The sequence below is a fragment of the Edaphobacter sp. 4G125 genome (assembly GCF_014274685.1).
Lineage (GTDB): Bacteria > Acidobacteriota > Terriglobia > Terriglobales > Acidobacteriaceae > Edaphobacter.
In genome coordinates this window covers 1,469,632-1,494,977 of sequence record NZ_CP060393.1, presented here as the reverse complement: position 1 = coordinate 1,494,977, position 25,346 = coordinate 1,469,632, and the positions used below count along the sequence as shown (strand labels likewise).

The window sequence follows — 25,346 nt, the reverse complement described above, 5'->3', positions numbered from 1 at the left end:
AGACGTAATGACCGAAAGCCTCAGGCGAAGAGACGTTGTTGCGTAGCCACCCTGGCAGACATCGCTGACTTCCGTAGCGGCGGTGCCTGGAGCGCGGGATCACGAGGACGTGGATCTACCGCGGAAGAAGTGTTCTGAGCGAACAGTGAAATGTTGTCTGACTCACTCGACTCCTCGGGATCATCTCTCCAACGGCGATTGAGTCCGTAACGTTCACGCGCCTCTGCAACGATCCGGCTCAGGTGTTGTGCATAATTCCGCGAAGCAAAGTCGGCATGATCGAACCGGCGATGATAGTCCGCTTCAAGATGAGGAAAGTGCTCCCGAACAAAGCTCAGATAGGTAGGACGGGAGCACGGCTTAAGAAACAGCGGACTCGCAGCAAAGAAACTCGCGTTAGCTTCAGCTGCGTGCCGGGCCATGCGATCGATGGCCTCTTCGGTGTCGGTAATTCCCGGCAGCAGCGGCGAGCAGAGAATTCCCGTGGCGATACCCGCCTGGCGAAGGCGGCGAACCGTATCCAGGCGAAGATCGGGTCGAGGAGCGCGCGGCTCCAGCTTGCGCGCAAGTTCCGCATCCGGCGTTGTGATGGTGATGTGAACGGTGAGACGGTTACGTCGATTGATCTCTTGTAACAGGTCCGTGTCGCGGAGAATGAGACGAGACTTAGTGACGATTCCAATGTTGTAGCCTGCATGGCGGCCGAAGACCTCCAGCAGACTGCGGGTGATGCGGGCGCGACGTTCGATTGGCTGCCATGGATCGGTGGCGGTTCCGATTGCGATATGGTCAGCCGGATGATGACGGCGTAGCTCCTGTTCCAAAAGCCAGGCGGCGTTCTGCTTAAGGAAGATGAGGCGCTCGAAGGTAATGGGATCACGAAAATCAGGCTGTCCTACCGGCTGAGGCTGTCCCGGTGCCGGAGCCATGAATTCGTGGGTATAACGGGCGTAGCAATAGCGGCAGGCAAACTCACACCCGCGATAGGGATTGATCCCCCAGGCCATCCAGTTTAAGCGCTTCGAGGCGACACGGCTGAGGATGCTGCGCACCTTGAGAGCACGGAACTCAATCAGGTGGCCGTCATCCGCATGTGTCGCCTCGAAGGCGTGTCGGGCGATTCCTGTAAGCAACCTGGCGGAGGGCTGATTCAGGATGGGAAAAAGTGGCTCAGCGGTGTTGAGTATTTTCGCCATTTATTCGCCTTGATATAACGAGCCTAGCCCTGCTTTTTCCCAAGGTCAAGGGGAAGTTCTCAACAGGCTATAGTGCTCATAGTACGGGCTTTAATCTATGTGGTTTTCAAAGGTCCGGCGACCTTGTAGTGATTGAGGACGATGCCGGACGGCATTGCTTTCGTGCTGATGAGTTCGAAGGAGCGTGCCGGCGTTCCCTCCGCAAAAAAGCGCTTGCCCGTGCCAAGTAGAACCGGATAGACAAGCAGCAGGACTTCATCCGCGAGCCCACGTTCGAGCAACACTGATACCAGCGTTGAACTACCCCATAGGATTAGGTCCGGACCGTCCTGCGACTTGATGCGATGAACTCCCTCGACGATGTCCGGTCCAAGGCCCTCGAACGGGCCCCATTCAAGGCTTTCCGGTCGATGGGTTGCGATGTATTTCTTCGCTGCGTTGAGGCCGTCAGACAGAGGACTGCTCGGCACCTTCGGCCAGTAGACCGACCAGGAATCGTAGGTGCGGCGGCCAAGCAGCAGATCGAAATTTCCGCCATGCGCTGCGAGGACGGCATCTCTGCCAGCGGGGGTCCGATAGGGCGCGGTCCAGTCGCTGTAGGGAAAATCGTTGTCATCAGCGGAGTGCTGGATTACGCCATCCAAAGAGATGTGTTCGATGATTTTGAGCTTTCTCATTTGAGTCTCCTTTTCTAAGCCCGGCTATCATTCTGTGGACGGAAGTGGAACTCGCGCACCTCGACCGATGAACGGCAGGCGACAACGGCTTTGCGCCCCCACGCCACGGCCTCATCCATATTGGCGCACTGGAGGATCCAAAAACCGCCAATGTGTTCCTTGGTCTCAAGGTAGGGTCCATCGGTAATAAGCACCTCTCCACCGGACTGCTTACGTAATGATTTCGCGCGGAGAGCCGATTGCAGGCCCCCGGCAAAAAACCTGGCACCAGCAGCATTCATCTCTTCGTTGAGCACATCGATATCGCGGCCCATCTCTTCCGTTTCCACGGACGGGTCATAGTTGTCGGGATGATGAATCGCAACCAGATATTGCGGCATGGCTTCTCCTATAAATGATCTTTCAGGCGGATCACTTATCCGGCCTTCACTAATACAACGAACGGCCAGACCGGAATTCGACAAACGAAAGATTATTTTGGAATGTTTTTAGTTCTGGCCGCAGCTTCATGCAGTTCACAGGAGCACCTGACAGACTTCGTTATTCCCAAGAGAAAAGAACCTCTTCGTCCGTCTCCAGCCATTTCGAAAATTCCGCCATCAGGTTCATAGTTGGCCTGATAATCCCCACAAGGGGTCCGGAATTGGCGATATCTATCTCGGTAATCAGTAATTCATTATGGCGACAACGGTGTTTATCGTCGCTTGATCTAGACTTCGGACTCAGGTGGTTCGCGGAACGGTTCTACGGAGATGCGCTCGTACCGTACTTCCAGCACGGTTAGGACTTCAGTGCCGCCCGGCGCATGAAGAACCACTTCGTCGTCCTCTGCCGCTTTCATTAATGCGCGCCCCAGGGGGGAAGCCCAACTGATGTGGTTGCGGTCGAGATTGACTTCATCTGTGCCGACGATGCTCACCACTCGCTCTGCCCCCGCGACATTCGCAAAGCGCACGGTGGCTCCAAAAAACGCCCTTGTCGCCCGCTGCCCCGTTCTCGGGGCTTCCGGATCGACCACCTCCGCGGCTTCGATTCGCTTGGTCAGAAAGCGAACTCGTCCATCGATCTGACGTAGTCGCCGCTTGCTGTACTGATAGTCGGCGTTCTCACTACGATCCCCGTTGCCTGCAGCCCACGCTACGACCTCCACTACGGCCGGGCGATCCCGGGTGAGCAAAAAGTGGCGCTCAGCTTTCAGGCGTTCGATTCCGCCTGGAGTGATGTAGTTTTTGTCGTGGTTCACCGTCGGCGCCTCTGCTTTCGGTCGCCTCGTGAATCCTTTTCGCATCCTGCGGTCCTCTCTAAGCGCGATTTGATCGATCGGCGTCTATCGATACTAATCCGAAAATGACTTCCAACTGATACCGATAAATCTGCTTATGGTCAATCAAATGTGAAAAGCATGTTCTTAGTTTGCACGAATCGTATTATTTCGAATCGGTTTGCAAATGTTCCGCGAGAAACGGCAAGACTTCTTTCAGCATTCTTGACTGCTTTCCCCAGTATGGATCACCCACTCCATTGAATTCCTCGGCTTCGTGTTCGATTCCATATTCGTTAAGAAGATGGGTAAACGCCTGGTTCGAATAAATATGGTCATAAATCGCATCGTTTCGTGACCAGTCCATCTTGATGGCTCCCAGCTCTTTGATTTGTTCAAGATGTTGAGGAACAAGCTCCGAGATGAAGAACCGTGATCGCAATATCTTCATTCGCTCTGTGTCGACAGCATAAGAGCCGGACGAGCCCTTCATTGGAAGATCGGCATACAGAGGAGCATTGGTCTCGTTCGGAAGAAAAGCCTGAAACATCGTGAGAAAAAGAGTTGAGAATCCTGCATTCTTTACCTGATCGATTGACATCGCACTCATAAGCAGCGCCCAATCTGGGCGAGCAGTAAACACCTGAACACCGGAACCTGTTCCTACTGGATGCATGGCATAAACGGTACCGAAAATATCAGGATGCAATATGCCCAATCGAAGGGCCCCATATCCACCTAAGTAGCTACCGATAATGGCTCGTGAAGACCTGCTGGTCAGCGTACGAAAATTCGCATCGACATATGGCACGAGTTCCTTAACAGCGAAGTCGTCCCAATTGCCTGTTATAGGTGAATTCACGTACCAGGAAGGTCCCAATGGCGTGGAGAAATCCGCCGCAACGACAATGGAAGGGGGAATGACATCTTTCGCAATCGCCTGATCGAAGACCGCGGATGCGTGATGCTGATCGAAATCCCCACGATAGCTTCCGTTTTGAAGAACATAGATTACGGGATATCGCTGATGGGAGACTTCATAACCGGGTGGCAGGTAAATCGCCAATCTTCTTACAGTGTCGGTACCAATCTTGTTTTGCTTCAAACTCGTCGATTGGATCTGCCGCTCAATAACAGTCCCCTCATCGAGTGCGAAAGCAAAGTGACAGGCAAACACTAGAACCAGGAGCGTTGGCAGCCTGTGTATTCCGTTATGCAGGAGCATTGCGGCCTCGATAATTCAGCGTGAACGAGCAGTAGAGTGCGGGCAACATCAGAAGAGACGCGTTGAGCAATGTCGATCTGTTATTGGCGAGACGCGGATCCGTCACGAGAGCCAGGAAGAGAGCGGCCGTCGTGAACCAGAGAAACCACGGATGTAGCCTTCGGAAAGCAAGCCATACCCCACCAATTGCTGGCAGTAGAAAGAAAAGTATGCAGAAGGATGAAGCTCCAACAGCTTGATGGTATTGATAAAAACAAAGCATGGTCGGCAACAGGGCTGCAAACAACAATACAATTGGCGTACGACGAGCCATCAAAACAGCTGACATGCTCGATGTCACAGAAGTTGTTAATAATAGGAGGCTCAAACGGAAGACTTCTGCTAGGAATGGCGATGTGCCGCCGTAATTGCTCATGTGCCAATGCCGGAACTGGGTTGCCAATGCAATGCCGATTCCCATATGGAGCATTGCGAGAAACGGTATAAGTCCCAGGCAGGCCCACACTCTCCAATCAGCATATGGCTGTAAAGTGCGTAGCAAGACCAACTCGGAGAGATTGAGGAAGATTTCTGTTTTTGTTGCCTCGCATTCGCATAGATCACCTAACACCACTTCGCGGTCAGAAGGGGGTAATAGCCGAACTAGCGAAAACAGAAATCGGTTCACCGCATGTTCTCCATCCACTGCACACCACAGCTGGCAGTGTGAATCATGTCGTAAAACTCAACGGCTGCCTTCGTGCCTGCTGTCGTAACTTGGACCATTCTCTTGGCTCGGCCTCCGCGTTCCGCAGTGGGTTCTCCCAGTCGAGTTGTAATGAGACCCTTCTTCTCTAACCGGTCAAGACCAGTCTGTATCGCTCCAACGGATCGCGGGTATCCATAGGCCATCAGTCGCTTCCGGATCGATGCACCATAAGCATCCTCCCCCAAGGAACTCGCAACTGCGAGCAGCAGATACTCAAATTCTCCAATCGCCATTACCTCTGCAATGTAGAACTAATTCTACACACACGTCAACTCTAAAATCAGCTGCGCCCTAATTCCGTTTTTATTTCCGACAACGCCCCCTCAGGAAAACTTTTGCTGCCTCTCCCTCCCCCTTCCGAAGGAGGAGTCGTTCTATCGAAGAAAAGGTCGCCTCAACGACCTGAAAACAAATCATCCTCTCCTGGCTGAACCAACGATGGTACGGGGGGTGGAAAACGCGGATGTTTTGCGACTGCGATGATGTGAGAATTGGTAACGAAGGAGCACTGCATCTTATGTCGAATCTGCCTGAAGACGATATCCGTATCCACTATCACGACGAAGTTCCCCGTGGCGCGAAGATCAAGGTCATCGGCGTCGGTGGAGGCGGAAATAACGCCGTGAACCGTATGATCGCGGCCAAGGTCGAAGGCGTCGAGTTTATCGCGGCGAATACGGACGTGCAGGCTCTCACGACATCGCTCGCTCCTGTGAAATTGCAGCTTGGCGTCAAGCTCACCAGCGGTCTGGGAGCAGGCGCAAATCCCGATGTAGGTCGACGAGCTGCACTGGAAGATTCCGACAAAATCATCGAGGCTCTCGAAGGCGCGGACATGGTCTTCGTTACCGCCGGCCTGGGCGGAGGAACCGGTACCGGTGCAGCTCCTGTGATTGCCTCGCTTGCCAGCGAAATGGGTGCCTTGACTGTCGCCGTAGTCACCCGGCCCTTTGGCTTTGAAGGCAAGCGCCGTATGACGCAGGCCGAACGCGGCCTGCAGGAACTGCTCGAATCCGTCGATACCGTCATCGTCATCCCCAACGAGAAGTTGCTGGCAGTCGCGAAAGACGCGGGCTTCTTCGAAAGCTTCCGCATTGCCGACGATGTCTTGCGGCAGGGCGTTCAGGGCATCTCAGACATCATCACCATCCCCGGCGTGATCAACCGCGACTTTGCCGACGTCAAGACGACGATGGCCGGAATGGGCTATGCCGTCATGGGTACAGCCGTGCGTGCGGGACAGAATCGCGCCGTAGAAGCAGCCATGGCTGCGATGGCCTCTCCTCTTCTGGAATCTGGTGCAATCGATGGAGCTAGAGGCATTCTGATCAACATTACCGGATCGAGCAGTCTGAAACTCAACGAGGTCAACGAAGCCTCGACGATCATCCAAAACGCCGCGCATGAAGACGCGAACATCATCTTCGGTGCCGTTCAGGATGAGTCGATGGGTGAAGAGGTAAAGATCACCGTCATCGCCACAGGATTCAAGCAACAGGAGATGCCTGCGCGCCGTGAAAGGATGCTGGCCGAGGCGACCCTCCCCACAGTCCGTTACGAGATGCCGATCGAACCCCGCATCTCTGTTTCCCGTCCCACCATGCCGAAGTTTCTCAGCGAAGAGCCCGCAAAACCAGAACCAAGACCGCTTGCAGCCGAACCGAAAGAGATAGCCTTTACACCCGAGCCCCAGGCAAAAGCACCAGAGCTGGTCCCTGTGCCTGCCTCTGTCTTCGACGACGACTTTTTCCAGGCCACCCCGGTCAGGGCGGTTCCACGTCCCCTCGAAGAACCGACTCGGGTCGAAACTGGAGTGCGGGAAAGTGCTTACTTTTCAACTGCTGAAAACGTCCAAGTGGATGGTCCGGCCGTCGAAGCCGCTGCTCGTGTTCCGTTTAGCGCCGCAGCGCAGCCCGATCCCGCAGAGTCGGATGAGCTTGATATTCCAGCCTTTCTAAGGCGTAGTCATTAAAGCCCCACAGCAAAAAGCGGGGCACGGTAGCATGTTTGCAGGACGGGAATAACGGATCGGTGAGTTTGTTCCCAGATTTTTGCCTGCATCTTTGGCAACTTGATTGCACATTCTGTTTCTGATTAAGAAGGAGCTCCTGGTGTCGAATTGGGTCAGGATCTTGGGCGGAGTCCTTCTGGGCCTGGTTGTAGGTTCCGGAGGAGAGGCAACGGCGACGACCTCGTCGCGGTCTGCGAAACATCAATCCTCGGGGACAGCGCATGCCGTCGGTGGACGATCGCGCGTTGCCACAAAGCAAACCTCGCGCACCACAGCTAAAACGAAGGCCGCCACAAGTAAGGTCACTTCCACAAGTAAGGTCACTTCCACAAGTAAGGTCACTTCGAAGAAAAAGGTTGCAGTCAAAACGACAGCCTCCAGCCGACGCCATGGGACACGAACGAAGCTTGCAGTCCGGCGGACGCGCTACTATGAGCACTTCTCCGCCAGTTCCTACGCCGACAATCTAACGCTCGGCGATGTAACCGAGGGGGAAGATTCAAACGTTCGGGCAGCTCTGATTGAAGCTCTGGGCAACATGAACGGCACCGCGCTCGCTATCGATCCCTCGAACGGACGCATCCTCGCCATGGTGAACCAGAAGCTTGCGCTCTCGCGGGGCGCGGAGCCCTGCTCCACCATCAAGCTCACCGTCGCCCTCGCAGCCCTGGAAGAAGGAATCATCAAGCGGGATACGCCGGTCAACCTGGGCGGACGCTACCGCATGAATCTCACCGATGCGCTGGCTCACTCGAACAACGCCTATTTCGAAACCCTGGGCCGGACCCTTGGATTCGAACGGGTCAAACACTACGCTAATGAATTCGGTCTCGGTGAATTGGCGGGCTATCACATTCAGGGCGAACAACTCGGCATCTACCCGGACGAAGAACTGCCCGCGAAGCTCGGCGGCGTAGGAAGAATGTGCTCCTTTGGCGAAAGCGTCTCCATGACTCCCCTGCAACTGGGAGCCATCGTTTCCGCCATCGCCAATGGGGGAACGCTCTACTATCTGCAACATCCTGAAAGCTCCATCGACATCGCGACCTTCCAGCCACGCGTAAAGCGTCAACTGAATATCGCGCCTCTGATTCCTGAGATTGTGGATGGAATGCAGGGCGCAGTCATGTACGGCACAGCACGTTCGCTGCGTACCAGCTTCAGCGAGTTCCCCGTCATGGGTAAAACCGGAACCTGCTCCAACAATGGAACACGATTCGGCTGGTTCGGCTCGTACGCCGACACTCCCAATGGAAGACTGGTAACCGTCTTCTTCCTCGAAGGTGGGCGTCCCACCTTTGGCCCGAAGGCTGCCGAGCTCACCGGGCAGTTTTATCGCGCACTCTGGGATAAGAGCTACTTCCAGCCAAAGTCGCAACAGACTGTAGGAGCATTAGGGGGAGCAGACTAGCTTCTTTCCATCCCAAATCATCCGATGCTCTGCCTCCTAGGCAGGGCATCTTTTTGCCTATGAGACACAAAATAAGGTCTTTCCTTTCCTACAAATTCTCTGGCACTGAATCCTCATTCATATTTGTGCAACGAACTTCAAAAAATCGGGTCTAATAGATCGAGTGCCTGATCCGCAAAGCGGGCAGGAACCTCAGCTGGTGATTCTCGAAGCCCAGCCCGGTCGGGCAAAAACGAAGAATCCTCGGCGAAGGTAGGCAATGAACCTCTCCGATAAAATTCGCAACGTTGTAGGCGCTGGCATTTTAGGGGCGGCCTTCTTTACTGGCGCAGCGTTTCTAACTCCTGCGACCGCACACGCTCGAGTCTTCGTCTCTGTTGCAATCGCTCCACCCGTAATCCCTGTATATGCTCAGCCCGCAATGCCGGGTGACGGCTACATTTGGACCCCCGGTTATTGGGCCTGGACTGGCGAAGGCTATGAGTGGGTCGACGGCGCCTGGGTGCTTCCTCCCTACGTCGGTGCGCTCTGGACCCCCGGCTACTGGGGATATGGCTCCAGCGGATACTTCTGGAACGCCGGTTACTGGGGTCCCACTGTCGGTTACTACGGCGGAGTCAACTATGGCTTCGGCTACTTCGGTGTAGGTTTCTACGGCGGATACTGGGGTGGAGGACACTTCTGGTACAACCGTTGCTATAACCGCTTCGGCCCTGGCTATCGTGGCGGTTACGTCTATAACCGTCCTTATGCCGGCCACTTTGACGGACGCCCTGGAGGTTCAAGCTGGGTCAACCGCGGCAATAACTACGCCGGAAATCGCGGGTCGTACTTCAATAACCGTGGCAACAACTACGCCTCGGGAACCCGCAACGGATTCACCAATGTCTCCGCAACGCGTGGTTCCCGTGGTTCCTTCGACCGCAATAACTTCCGCGGCACGACCGGTTCGCAACATAACTTTGGCAACAACGGCCAGAACTTCAACCGCGGCTCGGCTCCTTCGCAGAACTATAACAACCGCAGTTTCTCCAGCCCGTCACAGGGCTATGGAAACCGTGGTGGATACGCCAGCAACCAGGCACGCCCCAGCTTCGGCGGCAACTCCGGTAGCTTCCGTGGCAATAGTGGCGGCTTCAGCAGCGCGCCCCGTGGCGGTTACAGCGGCGGTGGATTCCACGGCGGCGGCGGTGGTGGCGGATTCCATGGCGGCGGCGGTGGTGGTTTCCACGGCGGTGGCAGCGGCCATGGTGGTGGCGGTCACCGATAAACACAACCAGCAATCTGCCTTGTGATTCAAACGGGCTGAGATCAAAATCTCAGCCCGTTTTTCTTTGTATTTCTAATTTTTCGCTTTGCATCCAAAAATTTGCGACATAGAAAAATGTCATCCTGAGCGAAGCGCAAGCGAAGAGCCTACCCTGAGCGAGCATAGCGAGTCGAATGGGGAAGGATCTGCGTTTTCGCATACGAAACCCTTATCGTCTCGTGCACTATGCACAAAAACGCATCAGTCGGCCCGCTATTTTCTCTACACTGAAGGAACACACGAATCATCCCCTCAAGGAGAATGCATGTCGAAGTCCGAGCCGATCACACCTGAAGAATCTCTTTCCGAAGGAGGAAAGGCCACCCGCCGAGACTTCCTGCAAGGCGCGCTCGCCGTCGCAGGCACTCTCGCCACCGGCATCCCCTCGGCTCACGCTGCACAGGCAACGACGAAGCGTCCCAACATCGTCTACTTCCTTGGCGAAGGCCAGCGTGCCGATGCTCTCTCCATCGCAGGACATTCGATTCTGAAGACTCCGAACCACGACCGAATCGGCAAAGAAGGAATGCGCTTCACCAACGCCTTCTGCACCAATGCGCTCTGCGCTCCCGCCCGCGCCTCTGCTCTCACTGGCATGTACTCCCGTTCTACTGGAGCCCTCTCCAACGAACATCTTCGCCAGCCACTGCCCGCCGACATTCCTCTCTTCACCGACCTTCTCAAGCAGGCCGGCTACGAGATCGCTATCCTCGGCAAGGTTCACATGCACAACGGCGTCGAAGAGCGTAACTGGGACTACTACTTCGGCCACAACGATCCCGGCAATAACTATGAAAATCCCTTCTTCAAAGAAGGGCGTAACGGAGTCGTCGGCCCCGAGAAGCAATATCATGCCGTCTATCCCGACGACCTCACCACCGACAAGGCACTCGAGTGGCTCGATCAGGATCGCGGCGACAAGCCCTTCTGCCTTCTCGTCTGGTTCGTCGCTCCGCATGAACCCTTCTTCCGCCCCCGCCGCCATCTCGATCTCTACAACGGCACTCCGATTCCCAAGCCTGCAACCTTCGATGATGACCTCAAAGGTTATCCCGGCAAGCCACAAAGCTTCATCGACGCCGAAAACAAAATCGGCACCACAAACTCTCACGTTGCCTGCGGCTCGCTCGAAGGCATGTCGAAGGACTACTACGCCGGACTCGTCGCCGTTGACGAGAACATCGGCCGCGTCCTCAACAATCTCGAAAAGAAGGGCATCCTCGACGACACCGCCGTCCTCCACACCTCCGACCACGGATACTTCCTCGGCGAGTGGCGTCTCTTCGACAAGCGCCTCATGCACGAGCCTTCTCTGCGCGTTCCCATGATGGTTCGTTATCCCGAGCGCATTAAACCGGGCACCGTGCGCGACGAAATGGTTCTCGACATCGACATCGCTCCAACGCTGCTCGACATCGCCGGTATTCCCACGCCGAAACACATGCAAGGCAAGAGCATGATCCCTCTCTCTGCCAACGCTGATCCCGGCTTCCGCAAGGAGTGGTACTACGAGTATTACGAGTGGCCCAACCCGGAGAAGGTCGCGCCTCATCGTGGAATCCGAACCGAACAGTACAAGCTCATTCGCTATGTCATGAACCCCAGCGAGGGCGAGCTTTACGACCTGAAGGCCGACCCCGGCGAACGCAACAACCTCTACAACAAGCCCGAACATGCTGCCATCCAGACACATCTGGAACAGCGTCTCGAAGCGCTGCGCTCCAGCGTCCCGGAACGGCAAAAGATTTAGGTTTCGTCAAAAAAATTGCACAAGCTTTTCCGACAATTTCTCTCTCGTTGTCATTCCATCGAGAACAGGTCCCCGGCGAGTTTACTCGCTGGGGCAGAAAGCGGAGGAATCTGCTGTTTACGTTCTTACCGTGCGCCGTTTCCACTACCTCGCCGTCATTCTGAGGACTGAGGTATAAACCGAAGGACGAAGGATCCCTGTATTTCTAATTCTCCTGTCCGTCCCAGAAATTCCTGGCACGATCAAAGTGTCATCTTGAGCGGAGTTTGGAGCACGCCAAACGAAGTCGAAGGATCTGCGGCGCTTTGCTCGCTCCGCTCTAAAGGGTCAGGTTTTGACATCGATTGATCGAGCACCCCTGAATGGAGAGAAACTTGCTTCGTTACTTCCCACAAGCCGACTTTAAGGGACTAATCTCTGCCTTTGGCTGGCGCGGTGCTTACGATCAGTTTGAAACTTCCGGATTCCCGACGATACGCTCGTGATCCGACAGGGATGCGAACCGCACACTGCCTCTGTGAACTCGGCATATCGAAGCTGAACTCGCCATCCGATATTTTCTAATGCGGATAGGAAACAATTGTGTGATCTTAGATAACGCAATGAAATGGGCCACTACAGTTCGTATACTTCGCCGCGCAGCCATAACGGTGATCGTCCTTTTCCTTCTCCTTGCGGCCATTCTCCGCATTCAAACCTACCTCTTCAGGCGGCAGGCGGAGCACATGATGGCCGATTTCCAAGCTCTAAAGCTCCGCCAAACCAAGTGGCCCGAAGCAGAAAACCTCACTCGTAAATGGGGTAAGTACGGACACTATCAGGGCGACTGCAACGCCTCTTTCTGTCGCTACACCATCGAGTTGCAGAGTCCTGAGATAAGAATGGCACAGCGACTACCTCATGGAGCGTGGGAGAATAGCTCTATTGTCCTAGCAGCCTCACGCATCTTTACTCCTTTCAGTTTCCTCGCCAGCAGACCTGCGACATTGAGAACGACCTTCGTCGTTCAGGACGCCATCGTCGCGCGAAAGAGCGCTGTCTTCAGCTACCAGGTTCCCTCTTTTCACGTGAATGACGGATACGCGCTCATCGCCACCAGCCATGCCGCGAGTCGCCTAAGCTCGGACGAGTATCTCCTCACCTATAGCGACCAGCTAGCCAAACATCCGTACTATACGTACAACCGTCCCGGAGGCTGCTCCTTTTGCAACATGGTAAGGGTATCGTTCGTTCCGGACGCTCCCGAATCGGAGATACGTTGGCTGACTACCTTCAATCTATCCTGCCTCACGAATTTCATGCCCTGCCGCTATCTTGAGGACATCTATCCCGCATCCGAAGGCTGGCATCTCTATGACGACCGTCCTGGATCAGCAAATCAAGTGAACTCCAAGGTAACTGTGCTTCCTGTCGAGTGCCGTGTTCCAATTTTCGCTCGCGGTCGCGAAGCGGATCAGATATTCAGCGTAACTTCCTTAAGGGAATCTCAGGAGCAGCGACTAATTGAGGTGGATGAGAAAGCTACCGTGCGCCTAGACAGCGTTCTCAAAGGCTCTGCCGAATATAACCCCGGCGAATCTATCGATGTAATAACTAGTACCTTCAGGTACTACGGTCAATTTGAATACACACCATTGAAAATTGAGACGCCCCTCACTCCTGGAGAGCATTTCCTGCTTCTGTCAATGCATGGCGAAAAGAAGCCGGAGCCATTAAATCTTGAGCGCTGCCTCATCCTCCCCGATACTCCCGAGATCAGGGCTGAACTGCAACGAGGCATCGCACAAAATGACAGGCTCCGCTATCCAGATCCAAATGCGGGCAATTTTATCCCCTACTAAACCAGTCAGACGGCGTCTGCGCAGCCCTATTAAATGACCTGAATCCCCACCGACCACCACCCTTATTGATTCTTTTTCCGCCGAGTCCCTTAAAACGCCCTTGTGATGACTAAAGCAGAGACATCTAGCGCTGTTTCCTTTGAACCCAGGTCGTCATGCAGCGGTAGTCTTGTACGATCGTGGTCTTCAATGGGTCCACAAGTACGCTGTTCATCTCTTCCGTGAGTTCCATCAGCATTTCCTCATCTGCCAGGAACCACTCCGAACCGTCTCCCACCAAAAACCGACCTCCCCGTACTCGCTCGAACTCCATGCCAATCCTCGAGCCCAGGCGGCAGAACAGCATTCCTCCAGGTCTTAGAACTCGCCATAACTCCGCCAGCATCGCCCTGAAATGCTCCTCATCTCGAGCGAAGTGAAGTACCGAGTTACAGATCACAACATCGGCAAAAGCATCTGGAAAGGGTATCTGTTCAATGGGAGCAATTTGAAAATTTTCTACTGGAAGCCCGGTTCCCAGCGAAGCGGAAAGCCGTCTTACGTGCTCCACACCATCGCGGTCCAGATCGATTGCAAAGATCTCGCAACCTTCGCGCAGTAGATGGACCAGATTGCGACCATATCCGCATCCAGCGTCAAGAACACGCATTCCAGGTGCGATATTTCCTCGCAGAATCTGATCGAAAACGTAAATATCAATATGCCCAAACTGCTCTTGAATACTCAATGCCATGCCTTCATCATCTCAGTTGCTGATCGTATGCCTTGGCTGATTGAAATCGAACTGTTAAGGGCACGCCTTCAGAGCCTGCCCTGAGCGCAGTCGAATGGGTGCCATAAATGCCGCCGCGAAAGCGGCCTCCGCTCTGCCGAAGGCCGGAGCGGAGCCCAAGGGTGAAGCGACTGATTTCCTTCGAGAGTCCCCAAATGCAAAAATACATCTCCTAGATTTGTCAAGCCTCTCAATTCCGTATCCAACACAAAGTAAACGAGATAAATCCACTAGAGAAATGCAGATTACCCCTCGCCTTCCCGCTACACTTAAAGAAGAGGTTCAGAGAAGGCACACAACCTCACGATCGCCACTCAAAAGCACTTGAAGTACAAACCTAACTTGTGTATTTTGAATACTTTGCGCACTTTTGACGGGGGAGGGGTTCCCTTACCGAGCCAGGTCGGCGGCCATTCCGGCAATCTCTCGAACCGCATCTGGATGCGCCAGCGCTCTGGCTCGCTGCCCCATCTCTGCTCGCCGACGGTCGTCGGCCAGTAACCCCGAGAGCACCTGCAACAACCGCTCTGGAGTAAGCTCGGCTTCGATGATCAGCTCCGCCGCTCCGGCAGCGACAAACGCTTCCGCATTCTTCCGCTGGTGATCGTCCGCCGCCTGTGGAAACGGAATCAGCACCGCTGCCCGCCCTGCAGCCGCGACCTCTGCGACTGAGCTGGCCCCGCTGCGACACAGAATCAGGTCGGCAGCAGCGAACTGAGCCGCCATATCGTCGAGATAAGGAGTCACTCGAACGCGTTCGAAGCCGACCTTCTCGCGCTCATAAATCGCAACGGTCGTCTCCGCATGTCGAGCGCCGGTCTGGTGCACCACCGTGAGATCAGGAAACGCCTCAAACAGACGCTCCATGATCTTTGGCATCGTCTCATTCAGCACGCGCGCGCCCTGGCTCGCACCGAAGACCAGAAGCCGTTTCCCCTCTCCTGGTATCTTCGGCTGGATCGCAAAGAACTCCGGCCGTACCGGAGTTCCGGTCACACGAGCGTTGTGGAAGTACTTCGTTGTTTCAGTAAGATTCACCGCAGCAGCGCTGACGTACTTGCCAACCAAGCGATTCGCCAACCCAGGGAACGCATTCGGCTCAAAGGCCAGTGTTGGCACACGCAACAGGATCGCCGCCATCATCGCCGGACCGGAAGCATAACCACCCACCCCGATCACCACATCGGGCCGAAAACTTCGCAGCAGCCCGACGCATCGCAGGATGCCAAGAGGAAGATCAAATAAGGTCCGTACTCGGGTCGCAAGACTGACATTCTTCAATTGACCAACCTTGATCAGCTCGAGCGGAAAACCTGCCTCAGGAACAAGTCGCGTCTCTAACCCGCGAGCGGTTCCCACAAACCGAACCTCCGCGCCGTGTGCATCTCGCAACTCCCGCGCAATTGCCAATGCGGGAACGACATGGCCGCCGGTCCCGCCTCCTGCAATCAGAACTCGCAGCCCAGCGGCCACCTTAGTCGATCTCACGAGTAACGTTCAGCAGGACCCCCATGCAGGCGAGCATGACAAATAAAGAGGTCCCACCGAAAGAGATGAACGGTAACGTGATTCCCTTCGTAGGAAGCAGGGCAACAACGACGCTCATATTGAAGAACGCCTGGATCAGTACCGTCGTAGTAAGGCCAAAAGCAAGGAATCGAGCAAAGGGATCGGTCGAAAGATACGCTGCGCGCAGACCGCGATAGCCGAGGAACACAAAGAGAGCGATGACCAACAACGCCCCGATGAGTCCTAGCTCTTCGCAGATATTCGCGAAGATAAAGTCGGTGTGCGGCTCCGGCAGATAGAAGAGCTTCTGCCTGCCTTCCATCAGCCCAAGTCCACGCAGCCCTCCCGTTCCAACCGCAATGAGCGACTGCAAAATATGGAACCCTGTGCCACGTGGATCAGCCTCAGGATTCACAAAGGCCAGCATGCGCGCCCTGCGCCAGGGCACACGAAAGAGCATGTAATAAAGAACCGGGGCCGAAGCGAGCAGACCGAAGCCCAGATACTTCACCTGCATCCCGGCAAGATAGAGCATCAGCGCAGTGACCGCAGCGCAAACGATAGCTGTGCCAAGGTCAGGCTCCATGAGGATAAGCCCGACAAACATCATGGGAGGAAGCACCGCCTTGAGAACAGTGCCCTTCCAGTCATCCATCTTATGGATGCGCGTCTGCAGGAAGTAGGCAAGAAACAGAACCAGTGTCGGCTTGGCCAGCTCCGCGGGCTGAAAGCTCGCAAATCCGAAACGGAACCAACGATGCGTATTGTGCGAGTCGCGCATCGCGAAGACGCCGATCAACAGCACCATGGTGACTGCAACGGCGGTGTAGACGAACTTGGAATTGTTATAGCGGCGATAATCCACCTGCATCAGCAGAGTAAGCGCAACCAGGCCCGAGATGGCCCAGAGTCCCTGCCGGATCATGAAGTAATAAGGACTGCCGAAGGTCGACTTCGCCATCACAGCCGAAGCAGAAAAGACTGTCACCAGTCCGAACAGGACCAGCAGCAGCACCACTCCAAAGAGCCATTTATCGACCCCTACCCTCTTCGCCATCTCACTTCACTTCCCTACTTCAGCTCAACTCCTGCACAATCTGCCGAAAGACCCGGCCGCGATGCTCATAGTTCTCAAACTGATCGAAACTCGAGCAGGCCGGAGCCAACAGCACAACATCGCCAGCAACCGCCACCTTCTGCGCCTCGCGCACGGCGGCGTCCATCGTGCCAGCTTCCACCATCTTCACGACTCCATGAAGCTGACGCTCAATCTTTTCTGCCGCAGAACCAATCGTGTAAACAGCTTTGACCCGCTCGCGCAGTAGAGGGACCAACAAGGTGTAATCCGAATCCTTATCCTTACCGCCGAGTATGAGGTGAACTCCGCCTGGGAAAGCTGCGATTGCCTTCATGGTCGCATCGACATTGGTTGCCTTAGAGTCGTTGAAGTACTCCACGCCATGAAGGGAGCGGACAAATTCCAACCTGTGCTCAACGGCCTTGAAGCTGGTGACCGCGCTGCGGATCTTTTCCGCCGGAACCCCGGCAAGCCGAGCTGCGCAGACCGCTGCCAGAACGTTCTCCACATTGTGCGAGCCTTTGAGCGGAATCTCCGCAACCGGCATGATCGGCTCCGCTTTAGCGCCCTCACGCGGGATGAAAACGATGCTCTCACCGTGGACAAACGCCCCTTGCTTGATGGGTCTACGCGGAGAAAACCAGAAGATCTGCGCCTTAGTCTTGACCGCAACCATCTGTGTCGGTTTATCCTCGGCGTTCAGGATCAGAAAATCATCCGCCTGTTGCAACTCAGTAATACGAGTCTTCATGGCCGCATAGTTCTCAAAGCTGCCATGCCGATCCAGATGATCGGGCGTGATATTAAGCACAACTGCAATCCAGGGACGGAACTGCTCAATCGTCTCCAACTGGAAGCTCGAAACCTCGAGTACATCGATCGTCTCGTCAGTGCTCTTAGGAATCAGGTCAATTACGGGCGTCCCAATGTTTCCGCCGACCAGCGTAAGAAGCTGTGCCTCTGCAAGGATTTTGCCGATCAATGTAGTCGTGGTCGTCTTGCCATTCGAGCCGGTAATCGCGACGATCCGCCCCTTAAGGAAGCGGCTGGCAAGCTCAAGCTCGCCAATGACCGGCATCCCGTAACCGATCACCTGCTTCACCTCGGGTGTATCGAGCGGCACGCCGGGAGAGATGACAATCAGGTCCTGGCGGCGAAAGGTCAACAGACCATGCCCACCGGCTTCGACCATGATGCCTGCATCAAGCAACGCAGGAATCTCCTTCGCAAGCGCCGTCGCGCTACGAGCATCGCTGACTGTAACCTGTGCTCCCTGCTGACGCAGAAACATCGCCGCGGCAATGCCCGACTTCCCTAATCCCACCACTAAGACGCGCTTATTCTTCAGTTCCATGGCTTCCATCAGACCACACCCATTAACGCAGCTTCAACGTAGTAAGCGCCAGCAAAGCAAAGATCAGCGCTAGAATCCAGAACCGCGCGATCACCTTCGATTCGGACCATCCAAGAAGCTCGAAGTGATGATGCAGCGGAGCCATCTTGAAGATGCGCTTTCCATTGCGCAGCTTATAGCTTCCAACCTGAAGCATCACGCTGAGAGCTTCGAGAATGAATACTCCGCCGATGAACGGCAGCAGCAGCTCCTGCTTAATCGCGACAGCAACTGTGCCAATCGCACCTCCCAGAGCGAGCGATCCAACGTCGCCCATGAAGATCTCCGCCGGATGTGCGTTGTACCAAAGGAAGCCTATACTCGCTCCGACCATGGCCCCGCAGAAGATGGTCAGTTCGCTGACAAGAGGCATGCGCTGTAGCTCGAGGTAATCGGCGAAGACAACATGGCCGCTGACATAGGTGAGCACCGTTAAAGCGGCGGCTGCGATGATCGTACAGCCTATCGCCAACCCATCGAGTCCATCGGTAAGGTTCACAGCATTGCTGGAGCCTGCGATCACGATCATCACGAAGAGGACGAACGGGATAAACGCCAGCCAGTGAAGATGCGGAATATGGCCGAGTGACTCCCATACGAGATCGGGCCGGAAGTGCTTGAGAAAAGGAAACAGCAGGCGAGTGGAGTAGCTGCCGTGAGCCTGGAGCTGCAACAGAGCAACCGCGACCCCAGCGCTGGCCAGAAGCTGTAGACCGAGCTTTGCGCGAGCGGTAAGACCCAGGTTCCTGCGGTGCACCACTTTGATGTAATCGTCCGCAAACCCAATGGCGCCAAAGGCAAGCGTCGAGAGCATCACCAGCCATACGAAAGGATTCGACAGATCAGACCAGAGCAACGTGGGCACAAGGATCGAGATGCAGATGAGCACGCCGCCCATGGTCGGCGTGCCGCTCTTCTTCTGATGGGACTGCGGCCCTTCTTCGCGGATATATTGGCCGATCTGGAACTCGCGCAGTCGCTCAATGACGTACGGCCCAATCAGCAGGCCAATCAGGAGCGCCGTCAGACTGGCAAAGACCGTGCGAAACGTCAGATAACGAAAGATGCGAAACAGGCGAAAGTATGGAAAGAGCTTCTGATACAGCAGCCAATAGAGCAAAACGTCCGCCTTCGAGTGAGATCCGCAAGAATAGCTACATAAAATCGCCAACGCACCAAGCGCAAGGCTAGAGGTATATTAACAGGCTAACTTCGCCTGTTTCCTCAGGATTTTCCACCCCGAACCAAGTTTCATTCCACCGGCTCAATCTCCAAGTTCGGCAAGCGCCTTCTCCAGACGCACTCCACGAGAGGCTTTGAGCAGAACGGCATCTCCGGCGCGCAGGTTCGAGCGCATCCACGTGCCAGCCTCTTCCGGAGTCGCAAGGAAAGTGGCATCTCCACCAGCCTCAACAGTACCCCCGACCAGCGCAGCAGCGGCCCCTCGAATTCCCAGGACCTTTGAGACGCCGCGTTCGGCCATCCGCGTTCCGCACGCCCGATGAAGTGACTCCGACTCGGAGCCCAGCTCCAGCATCTCTCCTGCGATCACGATGTGGCGCTCTGCCGGCATCGCCATCAGTGCATCAACCATCGCGTCGAGAGCGCGCGGATTGGAGTTATAGGAGTCATTAATCAAGGTCGCGCCGTGCCATGACAGTATCTCGCCGCGCTTGTCGGCAGGATGAAGCTCTGCAATCGCTGCCGCACATTCACCGAGCGGGATTCCGCTTTGCACGCCAGCAGCAATTGCCGCCAGAGCATTTAATACGTTGTGGCGCCCCAAAAGGCGAAGCCGTACTACAGCCCGCTCGCCGTGGACGACAGCCTCAAAACGCACTCCTTCTATGCCTGCTACTTCGATCTTCTCGGCACGAACCTGCGCGGTTTGGCTGAGACCGTAGAAGATGGCGCGATTCCCCATGCCACGACCAAACTCCTTCACGTTGGGATCATCGGCATTCAGGATGGCGATACCGTCGGGAGGAAGCGATTCAACCAGCTCGTACTTTGCCCGAGCAATTCCAGCGAGGCCATCAGGGAAAAATTCAATGTGGACAGGAGCGACATTGGAAACCACGGCCCAATTGGGTTCAGCAATCTTCGCGAGTGCCGCGATCTCACCCGCATGATTCATCCCCATCTCAATCACGGCGACCTCATGCTCCCGCTCAAGTCGCAACAGCTGCAACGGCACGCCAAAGGCATTATTCAGATTCCCGGCCGACTTCAGCACATGAAAGCGCGCACTGAGCACCTGGGCGACCGCTTCCTTCGTAGTGGTCTTTCCAGCAGAACCGGTGACACCAATAACACGGCCGCCCCAATCTTTGCGCACAGCATGGGCTAGCCGCTGCAAGGCATTCAGTACGCAGTCTTCGCAGTCAGCAGCCACACGCAGCAGCTTTGTTTCGTCGACCTCTGCCGGGACTAGCCATCCATTGCTTACAACGGCCGCGACTGCTCCGTCAGCGAGCGCAGAAGCGACGAAGTCGTGGCCATCAAACCGTTCGCCTTTTACGGCAAAGAAAAGCTCGCCAGCACCGATGGTCCGCGAGTCGATGGCATATCCCAGAGCTTCGGCGGAGGTATCGAAATCACCCTCGGCATGAATCCAGTCAGCAATCTGGCCTAACGTCAACTTCATCCAATCTCCTTCAACACGCGAGCGGCGATTGCTGCATCATCAAACGGAATTGCGCCGTTCTTCAACATCTGTACCTTCTCGTGCCCTTTGCCCGCAATCAACACAATGTCTCCCTCACGTGCAGCGTGGACTGCTTTTGCGATCGCAGCTGCGCGATCTTCCTCGACGATGCATTCCGTCCCAGTCTCCTTTACTCCAACGAGCGCCTCGGCAATGATCGCCTCAGGATCTTCGCTGCGAGGATTGTCACTGGTAAGAACAACGAGATCGCTTCCCTCGCCTGCTGCTCTCCCCATGCGAGGTCGTTTGGTGCGGTCTCGATCGCCACCACAGCCGAAGAGAGTAATGACGCGCCCGTTGTGGTCTCGCACCAACTCCCGAGCCAGCGCAATCAGATTGCGCAGAGCGTCGTCGGTATGCGCATAGTCGACCACAACGGCCACTCCATTGCTGGAAGGAACGACCTCAAACCGACCGGGAACCTGCGTGCCTGCGGAAGCTGCACGGGCGATCTCCTCCAGTGTGAGTCCACGCGCCCATGCCGCTGCAGAAGCAGCCAGCAGGTTGTAGACATTCACCCGTCCGGTCAAGGAAGATTGCATCGGAATCGAGCCAGCGGGAGTCCTCAGCACAAACCTCGTTTCTCCCGCACGAATCTGTACGTCCTCTGCACGAAAATCGGCCTCCGGGTCTAATCCATACCGCACCAATTGCGAACGCTCGAGGCTCTCTGCGAGCCTTGAGCCGTAAGGATCATCGATATTCACCACGGCGACGCGCGGAGGTGGTGCGCCAACTCCTTCAAACAGGCGTGCTTTCGCGGCGAAGTAACGCTCCATCGTTCCGTGGAAATCCAGATGGTCCTGCGTCAGATTGGTGAAGATCGCCACGTCAACCGGCAAACCCCAGACACGTTCCTGTTCCAGTGCATGACTGGACATCTCCATCACCGCTTCCGTTGCACCAGCCCTAATTCCCTCGGCAAACAGCTCCAGTACATCGCGTGACTCAGGCGTAGTATGCGGGGACTCACGCACCTCTCCAGCGATATGGGTCTCAATGGTGCCAATCAATACACAGCTTCGACCTACGTTTTTCAGCATCGCTTCGAGCAGAAAGGCCGTCGTAGTTTTTCCGTTTGTCCCTGTGACTCCGCTCAGTGCAAGATGCTGCTGCGGATGGCCAAAGATTGCCGAACTCGCCTCAGCCAAAGCGCGGCGCCCGTGTTCGACCAACCCAGCACCTACGTTCACATGATCGCGTCGAAGCTTATCGTAAGCTTCTTGAGAATCGGTCAGAACTGCCTTCGCGCCCTGAGCGATCGCAACATCGATGAATCGGTTTCCATCCGCAGTGCCACCACGCATGGCAACGAAAAGGTCGCCCGGATGCACCCGGCGCGAATCGTACTGGACACCATGAACGGCAGCCTCCAGCACTGCGGAGCTTATCGTCTCGACTTCGTGCAGGACATCCTTCCAGTTCATGTTCACGATTCTAAAGGTGGGGTTCTTGAAACGGGCTGCAATCCTAGCGGGCGAACTTTACGACAATCTCTGTTCCCATTGGAACCATCGTTCCCGGCGCAGGAGCCTGCTCTTTCGCGAGACCACTGCCGACGGGCTGCACACGAAGCCCCACCTGTCCAGCACGTTCGACGGCCGTTCGCAAAGAGCTGCCCTCAAACGAAGGCACCGCAACTCGCTTTGTAGAATCAACCACAACTCCGCCATCATCACGAACCTGCACTGCGGGATTCACCTTCGGTGCAGACACGGAAGGCTCGGTTGACGAATCATTCTTCGACTCGCGAAGTGAAGCAAGCATCTTTGCAGGAAGTTCAAAGAGCTTGGACCCCTTTTTTGTCTCGGCCGCGGGAATAGGTTTCGCAGATGCTGAAACTGGCGGCTTAGCTGCGGCAATGGATTTATCCTCGACGTCCAAAGTCGCAGGCGCAGCACCGTTTGCCGCAGCACGCAGCGGGTCATCTGCTGGAAGATTATTAATGTCGGCGAACATCTGGTTCAGATTTGCCCCGTTATCCCGCAGCGAATCCTCGGAGATATCTTTCTCCGCCAATACCATCTGTTGCTGCTTCGTTGTCTTGAGCGGCTGATCGTGCGGAACCCCGAGATACTCAAGCACCTGCTGTGCCACCTCTGCAAAGACAGGTGCGCTGGTCGTGCCTCCGTAACGTGTACCCACTGTGGGGGTATCAATCACAACCGACACCGAGATTGCAGGATTACTTACAGGAGCAAAACCTGCAAAGCTGGCCACCAACTTTGTATGAGAGTAGGTCCGGGTTGCAGGATCGATCTTCTGAGCAGTCCCCGTCTTACCCGCAGCACTATACCCATTAAGCGCTGCCAATTTACCAGTGCCCTGCGTGACAATGCTAGCCATCATCATGCGCATCTTCGCCGAGGTCAGCTCTTTGATAACACGGCGTGAGCCATCGGGCAGAGGAGAGGGAAGTTGATTCGTTGGGCGAAACGCAATAGCCTGCAACTTTGGATCGCCGCGCATCAGATCGGTCGATTTCAACAAAATATGCGGAGGCATATAGACTCCACCATTCGCAATCGTGCTGACCATGGTGACCAGCTGTACCGGCGTAACACCGATCTCCTGCCCAATTGCCAACGAAAGGATGCTGGTCGCGTCCCACTTCTTCGGGTTCCGCAACAAACCGCGCGTCTCGCTGGGAAGCTCAATTCCCGAGCGATCGCCAAAGCCAAAAGCGCGCATATAGTCGTAGAACTTCTGGTTCCCCAACTTCAACGCCATCTTCGCTGCGCCCACGTCGCTGGAGTGCTCAAGCGCATACTGCACAGTCACTCGGCCAAAGTGATCGGACTTGTCGTCATGCAGGGTGCGACCATACATCGTCATGGCCCCCCCCTGGCAGTCAACAATATCCGTGGGCTCTACTCCGGCTCCATCGAGTGCCGCTGCATAGGTTACGAGTTTGAAGGTCGAGCCTGGCTCATAGACATCGCTTACGGCAAGATTCTGCAGCACGCTGGCGTCGATGTGATGCCGGTCGTTGGGATTGAAGCGTGGCGAGATAGCCAAAGCAAGGATCTGCCCGGTATGCGGATCCTGAACCACAACCGTCCCATGCGCCGCCTTCATCTTCTCCATCTGGGCATCCAGCGCGCGCTCGGCGATGTATTGGATGTTCGCATCGATGGAGAGCACCAGGTTTTCACCGGGCATCGGCTGACTCTCTTCGCTACCCAGAACATGGCGCTTGGCATCGATCGCGGTCAGCACATGACCGGGCGTTCCATGCATCTCGTCGTCAAACTCACGCTCGAGCCCGCCCAACCCCGTGTCGTCGATACCGACATAACCCAGCACCTGCGCAGCGAGATCATTATTCGGATAGAAGCGTTTGAACTCTTTCTGGAAGTAGACGCCCTTCAGATTCATCTCACGAACACGCGTGGCGGTCTCGGCCGAAACGCGTCTTGCCACCCAGGCAAAGTTGCGCGAGGCATTGAAGCGCGCCAGCATCTGTTTCTCGGTAGTAAAACCGTCAAGTGGGTCGGAGTGAACAATCTTCGCGAGAAGGTCCGCAGTTGACGCGCGATTTTCTCCAAGCTCGCTGGGCACCGCATAGATGCTGTCGACCAGCACCGTCATCGCCAGCTCCTTCAGGTTGCGGTCGTAAAGCATACCGCGACGGGGAGCCACTTCAAAGGTCCGTTGCTGCTGACGGGCGGCCCGCTCCACAAACTCACCATGCCGCACCACCTGCAGCCAGACCAGACGCAGACTGACTGCCACCGTCCAGAACATGAAAAAAAGCGCCACGTGGGCAAACCGTATCCTCCGGATCGGAGCGGTTAAAGTCTGCCGTGGCGCTTGATTCATCTCAATCCTGTTCTGCTGAAACGCTGTTTCTCAACTGCCTTTCCCTACCGGGCCACAATCGCCGGAGCCGTTGCCTCTGCCCATACCGGCGCATTCGACAGGCTTGCATCAGGATGTACTACCTGGCCGGGTTGAGGTGCATCGAGACCAAGCTGCTTGGCCAGAGTATCGATCCTCTCGGGATCAGTAAGCTGTGCCTCAGCTAAACGAAACTGGCGGTTCTGCTCCCGCAGCTGCTCCACCTGCTGCTTCTGAGCCTCTACCTTGTAGCCGATCTCGATAGCCATGAAGTGCTGCCACACGTACACCATCACCAGCACAAAGAGCATGCTCATCACAGTGGCGAACTGGCGCATCTCGCGGCGACGCTCCGGATCATCGGCCTTCACCAGGCGCGTATTGTCAAGATGTTTGGCAAAGAAGACCTCAGGTGTGGGGCCGCGACGGGCTTTGCGCTGCGCTTCGAGCAGGGCGCGATTACGCTCTGCAATGGAGACGGTGCGGCGTTGCGGTCTTGCTGCCGCTGCTCCCATGATCTCGATCTGTTGTCCTGCCATCGCCGACGCTGCCATCGCGCACCTCTCAAAACTTCTTTCTTCGCCTCACACCTCAAAACGAAACCGGGCCGGGATCGTT

General features: G+C 55.7%; 21 protein-coding genes. 5 read left to right on the top strand and 16 right to left on the bottom strand.

The window, feature by feature from the left end; all coding sequences use genetic code 11:
- Positions 1-20 precede the first annotated feature (20 nt).
- The 7 genes from H7846_RS06165 to H7846_RS06135 form a co-directional block, all read right to left on the bottom strand.
- The gene (locus H7846_RS06165) at positions 21-1,196 is read right to left on the bottom strand and encodes an SPL family radical SAM protein (protein ID WP_186695613.1); all 1,176 of its coding nucleotides are present in this window, start codon (positions 1,194-1,196) and stop codon (positions 21-23) included.
- Positions 1,197-1,291: 95 nt separating this feature from the next.
- Positions 1,292-1,873 (bottom strand): dihydrofolate reductase family protein, encoded by a 582-nt coding sequence (locus H7846_RS06160; RefSeq protein WP_186695612.1) that lies wholly within the window; start codon positions 1,871-1,873, stop codon positions 1,292-1,294.
- A 14-nt stretch (positions 1,874-1,887) separates the two neighbouring features.
- Entirely contained in the window at positions 1,888-2,253 is a 366-nt protein-coding gene (locus H7846_RS06155) for a YciI family protein (protein WP_186695611.1), read from the bottom strand.
- A 329-nt stretch (positions 2,254-2,582) separates the two neighbouring features.
- Positions 2,583-3,161 (bottom strand): transcription elongation factor GreB, encoded by a 579-nt coding sequence (gene greB, locus H7846_RS06150; RefSeq protein ID WP_186695610.1) that lies wholly within the window; start codon positions 3,159-3,161, stop codon positions 2,583-2,585.
- A 139-nt stretch (positions 3,162-3,300) separates the two neighbouring features.
- Positions 3,301-4,200, bottom strand: a complete 900-nt coding sequence (locus H7846_RS06145; RefSeq protein WP_186695609.1) for an alpha/beta hydrolase-fold protein — start codon at positions 4,198-4,200, stop codon at positions 3,301-3,303.
- A gap of 145 nt (positions 4,201-4,345) precedes the next feature.
- Positions 4,346-5,026, bottom strand: coding sequence for a hypothetical protein (locus H7846_RS06140; protein ID WP_186695608.1), 681 nt, complete (start codon positions 5,024-5,026; stop codon positions 4,346-4,348).
- A complete protein-coding gene (locus tag H7846_RS06135; RefSeq protein ID WP_186695607.1) occupies positions 5,023-5,340 on the bottom strand; it encodes a PadR family transcriptional regulator in 318 nt (105 codons plus the stop codon). The genes H7846_RS06140 and H7846_RS06135 overlap by 4 nt, the downstream gene beginning before the upstream one ends.
- A gap of 284 nt (positions 5,341-5,624) precedes the next feature.
- Between H7846_RS06135 and ftsZ the strand changes: the two genes are divergently transcribed.
- From ftsZ to H7846_RS06110, 5 genes are all read left to right on the top strand, one after another.
- Complete coding sequence (gene ftsZ, locus H7846_RS06130; RefSeq protein WP_186695606.1) at positions 5,625-7,079, top strand: cell division protein FtsZ; 1,455 nt, start codon at positions 5,625-5,627, stop codon at positions 7,077-7,079.
- Between the two features lie 139 nt (positions 7,080-7,218).
- Positions 7,219-8,529: a penicillin-binding transpeptidase domain-containing protein gene (locus H7846_RS06125; protein ID WP_370561359.1), complete on the top strand. Its 1,311-nt coding sequence runs from the start codon at positions 7,219-7,221 to the stop codon at positions 8,527-8,529.
- Between the two features lie 259 nt (positions 8,530-8,788).
- Complete coding sequence (locus H7846_RS06120; RefSeq protein WP_186695605.1) at positions 8,789-9,799, top strand: YXWGXW repeat-containing protein; 1,011 nt, start codon at positions 8,789-8,791, stop codon at positions 9,797-9,799.
- Positions 9,800-10,103: 304 nt separating this feature from the next.
- Positions 10,104-11,588 (top strand): sulfatase/phosphatase domain-containing protein, encoded by a 1,485-nt coding sequence (locus H7846_RS06115; RefSeq protein ID WP_186695604.1) that lies wholly within the window; start codon positions 10,104-10,106, stop codon positions 11,586-11,588.
- A gap of 602 nt (positions 11,589-12,190) precedes the next feature.
- Positions 12,191-13,429, top strand: coding sequence for a hypothetical protein (locus tag H7846_RS06110; RefSeq protein ID WP_186695603.1), 1,239 nt, complete (start codon positions 12,191-12,193; stop codon positions 13,427-13,429).
- Positions 13,430-13,553: 124 nt separating this feature from the next.
- Here H7846_RS06110 and H7846_RS06105 read toward each other — a convergent pair whose 3' ends face one another.
- From H7846_RS06105 to H7846_RS06065, 9 genes are all read right to left on the bottom strand, one after another.
- A complete protein-coding gene (locus H7846_RS06105; RefSeq protein ID WP_186695602.1) occupies positions 13,554-14,162 on the bottom strand; it encodes a class I SAM-dependent methyltransferase in 609 nt (202 codons plus the stop codon).
- Between the two features lie 429 nt (positions 14,163-14,591).
- A complete protein-coding gene (murG, locus tag H7846_RS06100; protein WP_255460878.1) occupies positions 14,592-15,689 on the bottom strand; it encodes an undecaprenyldiphospho-muramoylpentapeptide beta-N-acetylglucosaminyltransferase in 1,098 nt (365 codons plus the stop codon).
- A complete protein-coding gene (gene ftsW / locus H7846_RS06095) occupies positions 15,676-16,767 on the bottom strand; it encodes a putative lipid II flippase FtsW (protein WP_186695601.1) in 1,092 nt (363 codons plus the stop codon). Before ftsW ends, murG begins: the two co-directional genes overlap by 14 nt.
- A gap of 19 nt (positions 16,768-16,786) precedes the next feature.
- Entirely contained in the window at positions 16,787-18,142 is a 1,356-nt protein-coding gene (gene murD, locus H7846_RS06090; protein WP_186695600.1) for a UDP-N-acetylmuramoyl-L-alanine--D-glutamate ligase, read from the bottom strand.
- A 22-nt stretch (positions 18,143-18,164) separates the two neighbouring features.
- Positions 18,165-19,301 carry a phospho-N-acetylmuramoyl-pentapeptide-transferase gene (gene mraY / locus H7846_RS06085; RefSeq protein ID WP_186695599.1) on the bottom strand — a complete coding sequence of 379 codons (1,137 nt, stop codon included), beginning with the start codon at positions 19,299-19,301 and terminating at the stop codon, positions 18,165-18,167.
- Positions 19,302-19,445: 144 nt separating this feature from the next.
- Positions 19,446-20,828 (bottom strand): UDP-N-acetylmuramoyl-tripeptide--D-alanyl-D-alanine ligase, encoded by a 1,383-nt coding sequence (locus H7846_RS06080; RefSeq protein ID WP_186695598.1) that lies wholly within the window; start codon positions 20,826-20,828, stop codon positions 19,446-19,448.
- A complete protein-coding gene (locus tag H7846_RS06075) occupies positions 20,825-22,315 on the bottom strand; it encodes a UDP-N-acetylmuramoyl-L-alanyl-D-glutamate--2,6-diaminopimelate ligase (RefSeq protein WP_186695597.1) in 1,491 nt (496 codons plus the stop codon). Before H7846_RS06075 ends, H7846_RS06080 begins: the two co-directional genes overlap by 4 nt.
- Before the next feature lie 43 nt (positions 22,316-22,358).
- Entirely contained in the window at positions 22,359-24,710 is a 2,352-nt protein-coding gene (locus tag H7846_RS06070; protein WP_186695596.1) for a penicillin-binding protein, read from the bottom strand.
- Between the two features lie 44 nt (positions 24,711-24,754).
- Positions 24,755-25,282 carry an FtsB/FtsL family cell division protein gene (locus H7846_RS06065; protein ID WP_186695595.1) on the bottom strand — a complete coding sequence of 176 codons (528 nt, stop codon included), beginning with the start codon at positions 25,280-25,282 and terminating at the stop codon, positions 24,755-24,757.
- Positions 25,283-25,346: the final 64 nt, after the last annotated feature.